At 66.3% G+C, this 14,456-nt stretch carries 11 protein-coding genes; 5 read left to right on the top strand and 6 right to left on the bottom strand.

Going from position 1 to position 14,456, the window contains the following annotated elements; translation table 11 throughout:
- Positions 1 to 21: 21 nt before the first annotated feature.
- Entirely contained in the window at positions 22 to 1,470 is a 1,449-nt protein-coding gene (locus CBI38_RS25525; protein WP_109333286.1) for an aldehyde dehydrogenase, read from the top strand.
- 76 nt (positions 1,471 to 1,546) lie between these two features.
- Here CBI38_RS25525 and CBI38_RS25530 read toward each other — a convergent pair whose 3' ends face one another.
- Positions 1,547 to 2,047, bottom strand: a complete 501-nt coding sequence (locus tag CBI38_RS25530; protein ID WP_230989960.1) for a hypothetical protein — start codon at positions 2,045 to 2,047, stop codon at positions 1,547 to 1,549.
- Positions 2,048 to 2,191: 144 nt separating this feature from the next.
- On the opposite strand from CBI38_RS25530, the gene CBI38_RS25535 reads away from it, so the two are divergent.
- Entirely contained in the window at positions 2,192 to 2,671 is a 480-nt protein-coding gene (locus tag CBI38_RS25535) for a VOC family protein (RefSeq protein WP_109333290.1), read from the top strand.
- An 80-nt stretch (positions 2,672 to 2,751) separates the two neighbouring features.
- On the opposite strand, the gene CBI38_RS25540 is transcribed toward CBI38_RS25535, so the two are convergent.
- From CBI38_RS25540 to CBI38_RS25555, 4 genes are all read right to left on the bottom strand, one after another.
- Entirely contained in the window at positions 2,752 to 4,581 is a 1,830-nt protein-coding gene (locus tag CBI38_RS25540; protein ID WP_109333291.1) for a phosphoenolpyruvate carboxykinase (GTP), read from the bottom strand.
- A 279-nt stretch (positions 4,582 to 4,860) separates the two neighbouring features.
- The gene (locus tag CBI38_RS25545) at positions 4,861 to 5,172 is read right to left on the bottom strand and encodes a DUF6802 family protein (RefSeq protein WP_109333293.1); all 312 of its coding nucleotides are present in this window, start codon (positions 5,170 to 5,172) and stop codon (positions 4,861 to 4,863) included.
- A gap of 93 nt (positions 5,173 to 5,265) precedes the next feature.
- On the bottom strand, positions 5,266 to 6,732 hold the full coding sequence (locus CBI38_RS25550; protein WP_109333295.1) for a GTPase Era family protein: 1,467 nt from the start codon (positions 6,730 to 6,732) through the stop codon (positions 5,266 to 5,268).
- Complete coding sequence (locus CBI38_RS25555) at positions 6,729 to 7,775, bottom strand: hypothetical protein (RefSeq protein WP_109333297.1); 1,047 nt, start codon at positions 7,773 to 7,775, stop codon at positions 6,729 to 6,731. Before CBI38_RS25555 ends, CBI38_RS25550 begins: the two co-directional genes overlap by 4 nt.
- Positions 7,776 to 7,914: 139 nt before the next feature.
- On the opposite strand from CBI38_RS25555, the gene trmB reads away from it, so the two are divergent.
- From trmB to CBI38_RS25570, 3 genes are read left to right on the top strand one after another with little or no spacing between them, the layout of a single operon-like run.
- Positions 7,915 to 8,673 carry a tRNA (guanosine(46)-N7)-methyltransferase TrmB gene (gene trmB / locus CBI38_RS25560; RefSeq protein ID WP_109333299.1) on the top strand — a complete coding sequence of 253 codons (759 nt, stop codon included), beginning with the start codon at positions 7,915 to 7,917 and terminating at the stop codon, positions 8,671 to 8,673.
- Entirely contained in the window at positions 8,670 to 9,404 is a 735-nt protein-coding gene (locus CBI38_RS25565) for an NYN domain-containing protein (protein WP_109333301.1), read from the top strand. Before trmB ends, CBI38_RS25565 begins: the two co-directional genes overlap by 4 nt.
- A 10-nt stretch (positions 9,405 to 9,414) precedes the next feature.
- A complete protein-coding gene (locus CBI38_RS25570; protein WP_109333302.1) occupies positions 9,415 to 12,459 on the top strand; it encodes an MMPL family transporter in 3,045 nt (1,014 codons plus the stop codon).
- Here CBI38_RS25570 and CBI38_RS25575 read toward each other — a convergent pair.
- Positions 12,434 to 14,380 carry a DUF2339 domain-containing protein gene (locus CBI38_RS25575; RefSeq protein WP_109333304.1) on the bottom strand — a complete coding sequence of 649 codons (1,947 nt, stop codon included), beginning with the start codon at positions 14,378 to 14,380 and terminating at the stop codon, positions 12,434 to 12,436. The genes CBI38_RS25570 and CBI38_RS25575 overlap by 26 nt on opposite strands.
- Positions 14,381 to 14,456: the final 76 nt, after the last annotated feature.

Raw genomic sequence — 14,456 nt, forward strand, 5'->3', positions numbered from 1 at the left:
AATCAACGAGGGAATGGAAGAATGACCGACTACGACAAGCTCTACATCGGCGGCAAGTGGGTGGCGCCGTCCACCGATCAGGTGCTCGAAGTGTTCTCTCCCGCAACCGAAGAACGTGTCGGCTCGGTTCCGGTTGCCGGGCCGCAGGACATCGACGCCGCCGTCGCCGCCGCAAGGCGCGCATTCGACGACGGCCCGTGGCCACGCATGTCGCCCACCGAACGGGCTCAGGTGATCGCGAAGGCCGCGAAGCTTCTCGAAGAACGCGCGGCCGACATCGCGGGCGTGCTCTCGTCGGAGATGGGTCAACCTCCCGCGTCGGTGCAGATGATGCAGGTGACCCCGTCCCTCGCCACGATCAACTATTTCGCCGGACTCGCCGATTCGTTTCCGTGGACGGAAGAACGTTCGGGTGCGTTCGGCCGCTCCCGCGTCACTCGGGAGCCAGTCGGTGTCGTGGCCGCCGTGATCGCCTGGAACGTGCCCCTCTTCCTGGCGATCAACAAGTTGGGCCCGGCCCTGCTCGCCGGGTGCACGATGGTACTCAAACCGGCCCCGGAGTCTCCGCTGACCACCAATATCGTCGGCGAGATCTTCACCGAGGCCGGTCTGCCCGAGGGCGTGCTGTCGCTCGTGCCCGGTGGCGCGGAGACGGGTGAGTACCTGGTCTCGCACCCCGACATCGACAAAATCACCTTCACCGGCTCCACCGCGGTGGGCCGCAAGATCGGCGCCATCGCGGCACAGAATCTCAAGCGCTGTTCCCTCGAGCTGGGCGGAAAGTCCGCCGCGATCGTCCTCGAGGACGCCGATCTCGCGTCGACGATGCCAATGCTCGTGATGTCCGGGTTGATGAACACCGGTCAGGCCTGCGTCGGTCAGACCCGCATCCTGGCGCCGCGGTCGCGGTACGACGAAGTGGTCGACGGCATGGTCGCCACCGCCGCTTTCTTCCCTGTCGGGCTACCGTCCGACCCGGCGGCGCAGCTCGGTCCTCTGATCTCCGAGAAGCAGCGGGAACGAGTCGAGGGCTACATCGCCAAGGGCAAGGAGGAAGGTGCGCGCCTGGTGCTGGGCGGCGGACGTCCGGCAAACCTCGAGACCGGGTACTTCGTGGAGCCGACGATCTTCGCGGACGTCGATAACTCCATGACCATCGCCCGGGAAGAGATCTTCGGACCCGTGCTGTGCGTGATTCCCTACGATTCCGTGGACGAAGCCATCAAGATCGCGAACGACTCCGACTACGGGCTCGCCGGCTCGGTGTACACCACCGATGTCGAGAAAGGACTCGAGGTGGCAGCCCAGGTCCGCACCGGTACCTACGGAATCAATTGGTACGCCTTCGATCCCGGTTCCCCGTTCGGCGGGTACAAGAACTCGGGCATCGGGCGCGAGGACGGACCGGAAGGCGTCGAAGCCTTCTGTGAGACCAAGTCCGTGCTCTACCCGCCCGGCTACACAGACTAGGCGGCTCCGCCGCTCGTGCGCCTTTCTGGTAGCTGCTGCTACCGGAAAGGCGCACGAGCGCGAAGCGCTTCGACGTCTAGCTGCCGAACTGGATACCATCCAGCGGGCCGCCGACGAAGACGATCTGAGGCAGCGTGGTCTGCGGGTTCGCGACGGTACTGAGCGAGAGGCACTCGCCGATCACCGCGTAGGCGCCGTCCGCGAGTTCCGATGTGGTGAACGTCTTGACCGCGTCACCGGTGGCGTTCGCAACCACCCGTTCGGGCAGTGGAGTCATCCACGCCGCAAATCCCGGCTGGAGAACGACGGCGGGGTTGGAGAGGACTTCCGGGAGCCTCGTGGCGTCGAACGCGACTGCGCCACAAGACTGTGGATCGGTGAGCTCGAAGACATTCGGGTTGGTCACCGTGATGTCGAGGGTGTTCCCGTCCACCTCGGTCACCACGGTCGGAGGGGCTACCTCCGTTGCTGCCGAAGCAGTCGCCGGCATGGCCATGGATACGGCGGCCGCAGCGGCCGCGGCACATGCGGCACCTCCGGCGAGTCGCTTCATGCCCTTACTGGTTCCTGGCTGCATTCGTCAATCCTTTCGTCGGTGAGCTTCGAAATCATGACACTTACAGACCGAATGGTATGGGATTGGCGGCAGTCCTGCCGGGTTCCCTCCGAATCGGTCGGGTTTGTTCAATGCAGACACCTGCCCGCGCGGCACACTGGGACCATGACCAATGCAGACGCTGTGCGCCCTGTCCCGCACGGATACACGACCATTACGCCGTATCTGGTGGTGGCCGGCGGAGCCGCGGCCATCGACTACTACACCGAGGTGTTCGGCGCGACCGTTGTTCAGCGCATGGACGGCCCCGACGGTTCCGTCATGCACGCCGAGCTCGACTTCGGCAACGGCCGGCTGCAGCTCAGTGATCCGATGCCGACGATGGGCCTCCACGCACCCGACGGCACGAACACCGTCAACCATTCGTATGTGTTGTATTGCGAGGAAGTCGATGCCACGTTCTGCCGCGCCGTCGAGCGCGGGGCAACCGTGTTCGAGGAGCCGTCCACCTTCGTCACCGGTGACCGCTTCGGCTCCATCCTCGACCCATTCGGGCACCGGTGGGCGATCATGACCCGCGTCGAGAACGTCTCGGACGAGGAGGCCCAGCGGCGGGTCGAAGAGTGGGCAGCCGCGCAGGGCTGACCGTAATCTGCCCCTTCGACGCCGAATGCCGCAGTGCTCAGTCAGACTGAACTACTGCGGCATTCGGTTACGTACGGGGACTAGCCCAGGCGCTGCTTCAGTGCCTCGAACTCGTCACGAATACCGGACGGCACCTTCTCGCCGAGGAACTCGAACCATTCCTCGATGAGGGGCAACTCCTGCTTCCACTCGTCGACGTTCACCTTCAGTGCCTCGTCCACGTCCGCCGTGTTCACGTCGAGACCGTCCAGCTCGAGGTCCGCTGCGGTGGGGACGTAACCGATCGGGGTCGACTCGGCGCCGGCCTTGTGCTCGATGCGGTCGACGATCCACTTCAGGACGCGCGAGTTCTCGCCGAAACCTGGCCACAGGAACCGGCCGTCGTCGCCACGGCGGAACCAGTTGACGTAGAAGATCTTCGGCAGCTTCTGGGAGTCGGCATTCTTGCCGACGTTGATCCAGTGATTCAGGTAGTCACCGGCGTTGTAGCCGATGAACGGCAGCATCGCCATCGGGTCGCGGCGCACGGTGCCCACGGCACCTTCCGCGGCTGCGGTCTGCTCGGACGACAGGGTGGCACCGAGGAACGTGCCGTGCTGCCAGTCGAACGACTCGCTGACCAACGGGACCGTGGTCTTGCGACGTCCACCGAACAGAATCGCCGAGATCGGCACACCCTGCGGGTCGTCCCACTCGGGAGCGAGGATGGGGCACTGCGACATGGGGGTGGTGTACCGCGAGTTCGGGTGGGCGGCCTTCTCACCGGACTCGGGCGTCCAGTCGTTGCCCTTCCAGTCCGTCAGATGCTGCGGGTCGCCTTCGAGGCCTTCCCACCACACATCGCCGTCGTCGGTGAGGGCGACGTTGGTGAAGAGCGTGTTGCCCGACTCCATCGTCTTCATGGCATTCGGGTTGGAACCATGGTTAGTGCCCGGTGCGACACCGAAAAATCCGAACTCCGGGTTGACGGCGTACAGGCGGCCGTCTTCGCCGAATCGCATCCACGCGATGTCGTCACCGAGGGTCTCGGCGCGCCAGCCCGGAACGGTGGGCTGGATCATGGCGAGGTTGGTCTTGCCACATGCGCTCGGGAAGGCAGCGGCGATGTAGTACGCCTTGTCTTCCGGCGAAATGAGCTTGAGGATCAGCATGTGCTCGGCCAGCCAGCCCTCGTCGTGGGCCATGGCCGAGGCGATGCGCAGCGAGTAGCACTTCTTGCCGAGCAGGGCGTTGCCGCCGTAGCCGGAACCGTAGCTCCAGATTTCCCGGGTCTCGGGGAAGTGGGTGATGTACTTGGTGTCGCTGCACGGCCATGGCACGTCGGCCTGACCCTCTTCGAGGGGCGCACCCACCGAGTGCAGTGCCTTGACGAACGGCTTGTCCTTGCCCAGCTTCTCGAGGGCAGCGGTACCCATGCGCGTCATGATGCGCATCGAGACGACCACATACTCGGAGTCGGTGATCTCGACGCCCAGTTTCGGATCCTCGGCACCGAGAGGTCCCATGCAGAACGGGACGACATACATGGTCCGACCCCGCATCGAACCGCGGTAGAGGTCGGTCATGAGGGCCTTCATCTCGGCCGGGTCCATCCAATTGTTGGTGGGACCGGCTCCGATCTCCTCGTTGGTGCAGATGTAGGTCCGCGATTCGACACGTGCCACATCCGACGGGTCGGAGTTGCCGAGGAACGAGTTCGGCTTCTTCTCCTCGTTGAGGCGGGTGAACGTACCGGCGTCGACCAGTTGCGAGGTCAGTCGATCCCATTCGTCATCCGAGCCGTCTGCAAAGACGACGCGATCGGGCTGCGTGAGTTCGGCAACCTCTCGAACCCAGGCGAGCAGCTCACTGTGCTCCGTGGGGGGCGTGCCGTCAGTTCCGTTCAGACCGGGAATGGTCGCTGAGGTCATCAAACTCTCCTGGGGTGAGCCGGAACCGGACCATCTGCCGTCCGTTGCGAAAGAGCCCCTCGCAACGAGTGCCAGACGGTCCGATTTTCCCCTCTCGGCGGGGTCCAGCCAGGCCGTCCATGCCACATGGAAGACGCGGGCGCCGGGTGTCCTATCCCTAGAGGTTAACGCCGCGGGTCCCATCTAGGGGAACCGGGTGCGGTCGGAAAGGTCACAGAAACGATTCAGTAGAGCCGTCCGGCGCCTTTCCCGCGCCTGACGGGCGTTTTCGGGGAGATACTAGCCGTTACCGAGGGTCCCGTCATCAGTCTGTTTCCACTGCGCGACGCCGTCCGTGCCGCGGTGGAATTCCCAGGATGCGTAAGCGCCGTTGTCGGAAATCGTCGTCAGGTAGTCGGCATCCCCGTCGCCGTCCAAATCCGAGATGACTACCAGCGCATTTCCGGATTCGAAGGTCTGCGTGTCCAGCAGGCCGTCACCGTCGATGTCATGCGTGGGCGCGGTCAGAGCCACGGCTCCGGAGTCCTCACCGAACGTGTCGGGATCGAACGAGGGCACATCGGGGACCAGAAAACTCTCAGCGGTGGCCACGGCGATCTCCCTTCACATCCCACAGTTTCACAGAGAGGCGGACGCAATTCAACATGGTTCCACACACATGTGGACACATTCGGCCGACCGCCTCTACGTAGTCTGACGTTCCGGACGATGTTTCGGTTCCTTCGAGATGTCGCGAATTTCCCGCAGCCCGCGATCGATGGCCGCGATGTCCCGTTCGCATGAAGCAAGCTGACCGTTGCGCCTCGACGTCAGTTTCCGCAACTCTCCGTCGATCGACGCCACTCGAGTGTCGACCTCCTGGGCGCGCGACCTGCTCTCCTCGAGGATCATCTCGCTGATCTCCGCTTCGGCGGACAACAACCGGCCGAGAACCCGCTGCTCCCATTGCGCACGCACGGTCGTGAGCGACTCGCTGGCCCACTGACGCACATGGGAGCGCTCGGCGATGTGACCACGCGCACGGGCGAGCCACCAGGCCACCACGCCGCCGAGGGTCAGGGTGAGCGGGACGGACGCGATGTCGAGGGCGGGCACCACCGACAACGGTGCGACCATCAGGCGGCCCAGCCCGAGACCCGCCGATGCCCCGATCAGGATCGTCATGCGGTCTTCCAGCCCCCGGTGGCGAGGTTCGGGGCGCCCCGGGACGAGGTAATCGGGTTTCGGGCCGGTGTCCCGCCGAGCGGGCGCGGCGACACCGGCGCGCGCAAGCAGGTGGTCGAGTCGCGTGGTCACCACGCCTTCGAGGTCGACGCCCAGCTGCGCCACGATGTCGGCGAGCCGGTCCGGGTAGTCGGCGAGATTCGCACGTCCCGCCCGATCGATGTCGGCGCGCACCGTGACCCCCGCCGCCCGGATCTGCGTGGACACCTCATGTATCAATTCGACCTTGCCGAGCTGCACCTCGCTGCGCAGTCGAGCAACCCGCTCGGCACGCCGGCCGTCGCGGTGCGCGAGCAGGTGGGTCCGTTCGGCACGAAGGTCGGCACCGGAATCGGCCTCCCGAATGGATCGGCCGGTGGCCACGATCATCCGGCGAGTCTGCTCGAGAACCCTTTCGGCGCTCGACCGCGCGCTCCTCGATTGGCCACCCGCCGCGGACAGGAGGGCCTCGAGCAGTGCCTCGACCCCGGATCCGCGGGCCGGGGCGCGCCCGGCTCCGGCCGCGACCGGGTGGATGGTCACGTCGGCGAACCGCTCCGCATGACCGGCGAGCAGGGCGCGGTCACGCTCGCGGACGGTGGCCCACTCTCTGTGGACATCGATTTTCGTCAGGGCGAACACCACCGGGCATGCGGGACGCAAGACCACATCGAGAACGGCCAGTTCCTCGCGCCCGAGTGGCGCGGCGGCGTCGAGCACCATCAGCACCACGCCGGCGTCGAGCGGGTCGTCGACGAGATCGAAGGCGGACTCGTCGAGGAAGCGGAGCGCGTCGACGAGGGTGGTCTTGCCCGCCCGACGTGGCCCGGCGACGAAGAGCTCGTGTCTGGAGTCGGTCCGGGCCACGAGCCGGACGGTTGCTGCGGGATTCCACCGGGAAACGACATCGACGGTCTCAGCGGGCAGATCCGTCAACTCCTGCGTCATCCGGGACCGCGGGCGGCGACGGGCCGGCTGTCGTCCGGACGGCCGCCCATCCGCTGCCAAATCCGTAGGTAATGCCGCCGGACGTCGACGATGGCCCCTCGTTGCCGGGCAGTGGGGTTTCCACTGAGTTGCGTGCGCCACCACTGCGCGCACCGGACGGCGTCCTCGGCGGTGCCGGGCTCGGCCGGGGCCTCCCGATTCCAGTCGGCCAGGTGGAGTCGGCCGGCCGCGGCCGCGAGCGCCGCGGCGGCATCTCCCGCGAGGTACTCCTCGAGTGCGTCGCGGACTCCGGTGTTGCGGGCTGCCAACGACCGGAGAGAACGGAGCGCACACTCGCCTCGGCCCGCCCGGACGTGCGCCACTCGCGCGGCGACCGCTCCCACTACCTCCTCCACGCCGCTGGCCATGCGTAGCAATGCGGTGACTGCCGGCGCGCCGAGCTGCGGATTCGCCTCGAGCGCCGCACTCGCTATCGCGACACCGTGGGCATCCCACACTGACGAAAGGTCGTGCGGACGCTGACGAAGGACGGCCAGGTCGGCCTCCGTCACAGCTCGTGCGGTCGCCAGGGAGCCGATGAGCGGCAGCACGGGCAGGCCGGCGTCCGACGAGCACTCCGCCGCCCGCGCGAGCGCCGCCACCCACACGTCGGCCGGCTCGCGTGATTCGCCGAGTGCGTCCACCTTGTTGAGTACGAGCAGTGCGCGCTCGGCGTCCACCCCGGCGACTGCCACACGATCGGCGGCACGCACCGATTCGACGAGAACACACACCACGACGTCACCGTCCAGAACGGGGTCGGGCGCGCCGGGCACATCGAGCGGGCCGGGCTCTTCGATCTCGGCACCCGGAATTGCTCCTTCTTCTACTGCGGTCGCGACAGTGGTTCTCCCCACACCCGCACGACCGGTGATGTGCACACGAATCGGCGCGTGGAGTAGTGCCGCGACTTCCCGAACGCTCTCCCCCGCCGCACGGTCCGATACCGCCACCCGATCTGCGAGTTCGTCCAATTCCCCGCCCCTGGCATCTACAGTGCCCATGACGCGATCACCCCCCTTCGTACCGTCAGGATTCTGTCAGACTTCCGCGAAACCGGCGTGGGCAACCATGCAGGCTGCGCCGCCGATCGACCAGAAAGTCTCAATGTCAACTTCAGACCCGTATGCCAGAAACGCCCCCATGCGTGACAATGGTCCGGTGAACCACGCCGATCAGGAAGCACCCGCCGTCCCCGAGGAGGGACAGACTCCGCGTAAGACGGGATCTCGACTGCACCCCCGGGTGACGAGTTTCCGCTCCCGCCGGGGGGCGCTGACCCCTGCCCAGCAGGAGTCGTGGGATCGGCAGTGGCCGAAAATCGGTGCCGAGGTCTCGGACACCCGCCTCGACGCGGCCACGTGGTTCGGGCGCGACGCACCTCTGATCCTCGAGATCGGCTCGGGCACCGGAACCGCCACCGCGGCGATGGCGAAAGCCGAACCGCACGTGAATCTGATGGCCGTCGAGGTGTACCGCCCCGGGCTCGCACAGCTACTGCAGCAGATCGAGCGCGACGGCATCCCCAACATCCGCGTTCTGCGCGGTGACGCCATGGACGTTCTCGAGAACATGGTCGAACCCGAATCGCTGACCGGTGTCCGTGTCTTCTTCCCGGACCCGTGGCCGAAGGCCCGTCACCACAAGCGCCGCCTGTTGCAAGCCCCCACCTTTGCGCTGATCGCGAGCCGGTTGAAGCCCGGTGGCGTGTTGCACGTTGCAACCGATCACGCCGAGTATGCCGAGGCGATCGCCGAGGCGGGAAACGCGGAACCACTGTTGACCTCCCTCGACTGGGAGTCCCCGATGACACACGAGCGTCCGGTGACGAAGTTCGAGGACAAGGCCCATCAGGTCGGGAGTGCGATCACCGAGTTGATTTGGGGGAAGATCAGGTCATGAGCGTCAGCGAGCAGTACATCTCCGGCGGGTTGCCTACGGGCTCTGCCGGCACCGCGGTGTCGTCAGGATCTCCCGTGGTGGGTGCACGTGACGGACGCCACCAGAAGCGAGTCCTTCTCGTCTGGGACGCTCCGAACCTCGACATGGGCCTGGGCGCCATCCTCGGCGGTCGCCCGACCGCGGCCTACCGGCCGCGATTCGACGCCCTCGGCCGCTGGCTCCTCTCCCGGACCGCCGAACTGTCGGCGTCCGGCACCGACACACTCGAACCCGAAGCGACCGTCTTCACCAATATCGCGGCTGGGAGCGCCGATGTTGTGAGACCGTGGGTCGAAGCCTTGCGTAATGTGGGCTTCGCGGTGTTCGCCAAGCCGAAGATCGATGAGGACAGCGACGTCGACTCCGACATGCTGGACCACATCGCGCTCCGGCACGGTGAGGGGCTGGCCGGTGTCATGGTCGCCTCCGCCGACGGTCAGGCATTTCGTGAACCGTTGGAGAACATCGCCGCGACCGGCATACCGGTCCAGATACTCGGGTTCCGCGAGCACGCCAGCTGGGCGGTTGCGTCCGACCTTCTGGACTTCGTCGATCTCGAGGACATCCCCGGCGTGTTCCGGGAACCACTTCCTCGGGTCAGCCTCGACACATTGCCCGACGAGGGTGCCTGGTTGCAGCCGTTCCGACCGCTTTCCGCCCTGCTCGTCGGGCGGAAGAGTGCTGCCGAGTAGGAGTTGATCAGTGTTCGCGAGCTGGGGAAGCGTCGTCTACCGGGCCCGATTCACCGTCATCGGCATCATGGTGGCTTTGTTGCTCGGTTCCGCTGCATACGGTCTGGGTCTGGAGAAGCATCTCAGCCAGTCCGGCTGGGATGATCCGGGCTCGGAATCGGTCGCCGCGTCCAAGCTTGCCGACAGCACCTTCGGCCGCGACACCAACAGTGATGTGGTGGCGCTCTACACGGCTCCCGAAGGCAAGACCATCGAGGATCCGGAGTTCCAGGCGAAGATCGTCGCCAACCTCGAATCGCTGGCCGCGGAACACCCCGACAAGATCCTCAAGATCAACGGCGGGTACTTCAAGGTCGGGTCTGCCCCGACCCTGATCGCCGCCTCGAGCCCGGACAAGCAGCACGCGATCGAGAGCATCGCCATCGTCGGTGACAACGACACCGAGGTCACCGCCAACTTCCGCGACATCAAGGACGAGTTCTACATCGACGGCGTCGACGTGCAGCTCGCCGGCTTGCAACCGGTGTCGGGCGCGTTGAACGACACGATGGCCAAGGACATCAAGCGGATGGAGATCCTTGCGATCCCAGCCGTCGGCCTCCTGCTCTTCTTTGTATTCGGTGGTGTCGTAGCGGCGGCGTTGCCGCTGATCATCGGCGGTCTCACCGTCGTCGGCGCCAACGGCGTCGTCCGCCTCATCACCAACTTCACCGAAGTCAACTCGTTCGTCGCGCCTGTGGTCTCCCTCGTAGGTCTCGGCCTCGCCATCGACTACGGGTTGTTCGTCGTCAGCCGTTTCCGAGAAGAGATGGCGGAGGGGTACGACACCCGCTCCGCCGTCCGGAGAACAGTGATGACCGCGGGACGCACCGTGGTGTTCTCGGCCACCATGATCGTCGCCAGCCTCGGTGGTCTGCTGCTGTTCCCTCAGGGCTTCCTGAAGTCCGTTGCCTACGGCGCCATTGCGACGGTGGGACTCGCGGCGCTCACGTCCATCACGATCCTGCCCGCGATACTGGGCATCCTGGGCAAGCGCATCGACGCCCTCAGTTTCGAGCGCTTCCGCCAAACCAAGAACACGGAGGAGATCGAGGCCAGCGTCTGGGGCCGCCTCACCCGCTGGGTGATGCGCAATCCGCTGAAGGTCACCATTCCGATCGTGGTCGGGCTGCTCCTGTTGATCGTCCCGTTGACGGGCATCAAGTTCGGTGGCATCAATGAGACGTACCTGCCGCCGGACAGCTCGACTCGTGCCGCGCAGGAACAGTTCGACGAGATCTTCCCCAGCATGCGCACCGAACCCGTCAAGCTGGTGGTGTCGAACGCCGACAACAAGGCGCTGGGCCAGATCATCAAGGAAGCCAGCGGCGCGCCGGGTCTGATCGAGAAGTTCTCCCCGGAGGGCGCGGTCAAGGACGGCGTCGTCGTCCTCAAGGCGGGCCTGGTGGACCGTAACGAGTCGAAGCCCACGATCGACTATCTGCGCGCGATGGACGCTCCCGACGGCACGCAGGTGCTGGTCGGTGGAACGCCGGCCATCGAGCAGGACAGTATCGCCGCACTGCTCGAACACCTGCCCACCATGGTGATCTCTGTCCTTTTCCTGACCACGTTGCTGATGTTCCTGACGTTCGGATCCCTGGTGCTGCCGATCAAGGCCGCGCTGATGAGCGCCTTGGGTCTCGGTTCCACGCTCGGCATCTTGACCTGGATCTTCATCGACGGTCACGGGTCGGCCTGGTTGAACTTCACCCCGGGCCCGATCATGTCGCCGGTGCTGGTACTCATCATCGCCATCGTTTACGGCCTCTCCACCGACTATGAGGTGTTCCTGCTCTCACGCATGGTGGAGGCGCGTGCGCAGGGCGCGAGTACGACGGAATCCATCCGCGTCGGCACCGCACACACCGGGCGGATCATCACCGCCGCCGCCCTCATTCTCATCGTCGTCACGGGTGCGTTCGGGTTCTCGGAACTGGTGATGATGAAGTACATCTCCTACGGCATGATCGCCGCGCTGATCATCGACGCCACGCTCATCCGTATGTTCCTCGTCCCGGCCACGATGAAGCTCCTCGGCGACGACTGCTGGTGGGCGCCCGCGTGGATGAAGCGCATCCAGGAGAAGACGGGTCTCGCCGAGCCGATCCTCGACAGCGAACTGATGCCTGCGGACGTCCCCGAACTGACCCCTGTGGGAGCAGCACCCCCGCGCAGGAAGCCTTCGGCGCCGCCCGCTCCCCGTAAGCCCGAACCGCTCACCGAGCCGATTCCGCTCGTCACCGCTCAGGCGCTCGCCGCGAAGATGTCCGAGGACGAGGCGAAAGCACGGCGCGCGGAGACCGAGGCCCGGAGGTCGGCCACGGGCAGGCCTGCCCAGCCGCCGAAGCGGGTCGACGACGCACCACCAGCCGAGCCCCCCACCACGGTTCTGCCCTCGCCGGCCGCTCCGCGTCCTGCCACCGCTCCGTCGCGCACCAATCGGCAGACCCGTCCCGCGCAACCGCCTCGCCCGGCCCAGCAGCCGCCACGGCAAGCGGCGCCGGCTCCCGGCCCTGCCACGCAGTCTCGGCCGATCGAGAGTTGGCTCGCAGATTTGCGGTCCACCTCCGCGGCCGGACCCCGCCCGGTCTCGTCACCCGCGGAACCGCGGCCGAGCACGCCCACGCAACAGGCCCCGTCGCTTCCCACCCGATCGCCGCGTTCGGTGCCGGCACCGTACGAGCAGGAGACCCCCCAGTCGTCTCCTGCCCGGCCGGTTCCCTCGATGCCGACCCGGCGTCGTGCCCTGCCCGACGCCCCGGACCCCGCGAGTAGCACTCGACGCGCGGGCACCAACGGCAACTCAGGTGCCACCGGCGGCACGGCACACGTCAGTCCGGCCACCAACGGCAGTCCAGGGACCAACGGCAGTCCGGGGACCAACGGCTCCCGTCGACGCGGTGTCGAACACCCGCCGGCCGACGTGGAAGACACGTCGAGCGGCAGGCACCGCGCGGACGACGGCAACGCCGTGAGCGTCAGCGAACTCATCGCTCGGCAGAATCGGCGCTGACCGACGAGCCGCGCCCGGTGTCGCGCTCCGCGAACTCCCTGGCGTAACGCGTACCCGCGAGCAGTAGCAGCAAGCCGACCACTAGGAAGGCGAGTACACGGAACAGGCCGTCGAGCATGGCCAGGTCGAACACGAACAGTTTGGCCAGTGCGGCCGCAGTCAGCGCCAGTCCGGCACCCAGTGCGGTGTGGGCATACTCGCGGTGAGCCAGACCGAACACGAGTGCAGCAGTTGCGGCCATCATCCACACGATCGTGGCGACGCAGTGACCGGCGATGAAACCGACGGATGTGCCCGTAATCGCCGTCCCCACCGACACCGCGACCGTGGTGACCGCATAGAGGATCACGAGTCCGGCAAGAACCCAGACGGGTTGTGCGGTAGCGCTGCGGATCAGCCGCAACGAGTGCGCGTACCAGACGAGCAACACCACCGTGCCGATCAGAACCAACCCGGACAGCACCGTCGTGATCCCGAGCAGGTCGACCGCGCTGTACTCGTCGACGAGGACGAACGGCGGGGCGCTGTCGAGGAAGATCAGACCACCGATCACCGCGAACGCTGCACCGACCGCGTAGGCGATGCGTGAGGACACCTGGCCACCGATGGTGAGGAACAACGTTGCCATCCCGAGTACGACGAGCGGTGCACTCTCTCCACCGGCACCGACCAGGCACGCGAGCAGCAGCGCAAGGGCCCCGGTGCCTGCGAGCGCACTGCGCGCATGCAGAGGCAGCGGCCGCACCACCATCCAGGTCCCGAACATCGCGGCCGCGAGCGCGAGTGTGATCAAGGTGGACTGCACTCGGCCGAAGAGGTCTGACACCAGAAGCATCGGGACTGCGGTGGTCACGATCATCGCAGTCGCGGTGATGTCACGCCCATTTCTCCGGAGCAGCATGATCGACGAGACCAGACCGAACGACGCGACCAGCACAGCACTGGCCAACGCCCAAGTTCTCATCTGCCCGTCGTCGGCCGCGAGGTCGACGATCACGATCAGCAGCGCAAGCACCACGGGAAGGGTGCGCGTGATCGCCAGATAAGGCCACGCACGAACGAGTTGGGCCGGGAAGCCGGCCACCTGGACGACGAAGAGGAACCCGATCAGGGTGAGCGAGATGCCGTCGGTCAGGACCGGGGCGAGCACCGCGGCACCCGTCACGACCAGTACGGCGAGCGGTTGCGACGACCATCTGACGGCCAAAGCGACGCCGACTCCGGCGACCCCGAGTGCCACGACCATCGCCAGGGCTGGAAGCAGCCAGTGATACACGACGGCGACGGCGACCACGTCGAGATACGCACCGGCGATACCCGTTGCGGTGAGGGCGATTCCGCCGACCCTGCCACCCGGTCGGTCGAACACACGCGCACCGAGGAGAACGAGTACCACTGACAAAATCGCTCCGGAGGCGACCCGCAGTCCCGGACCGAAGAACCCGGCCTGGGCAGCCAGCACCAGCAGCATGACAACCCCGATGAGCGTCACACCCACACCCGCGACCGCGAGGATGCGGCTGATGACCCCGTCGCGTTGCCACCACGGTTCCCGGGCCACTCTGGGCGGCGGGATGGGTGCAGGCCGGAACTGCGGCGGCGCCTGGGATACCGGAGGTGGAGGCGCAGAAGGATGAGGGGCCGGCGGCCGGTACATCGGCTGGGGAGGTTGCTGGGGCTGGGGAGGTTGCTGGGGCTGGGGAGGTTGCTGGGGCTGGGGAGGTTGCGCCGATCTCGGCTGCGGTACGGGTCCGGGCCGAGGTGCCGGCTCGGAGGAAGGCTGCGAAACGGTCGACAATTGCGCCTGCAGGATGGCGAGATTTTCGCCGACGTGCCGCATCTGCTGGCCGAGAGCGGAGAAATCGCCGGACAGCTGGGCGATCAGGCGCGGATCGACGGAGGGATTGCCGGGTGTGGACATGCATTCATCGTCCGGCGACCAGTCCGTCCGCACATGAGTAGACCTACTCGAGCGGGGTGGGGGTTTCGACGAACCC

This window comes from Rhodococcus oxybenzonivorans, assembly GCF_003130705.1.
GTDB classification, from domain to species: Bacteria; Actinomycetota; Actinomycetes; order Mycobacteriales; family Mycobacteriaceae; genus Rhodococcus_F; species Rhodococcus_F oxybenzonivorans.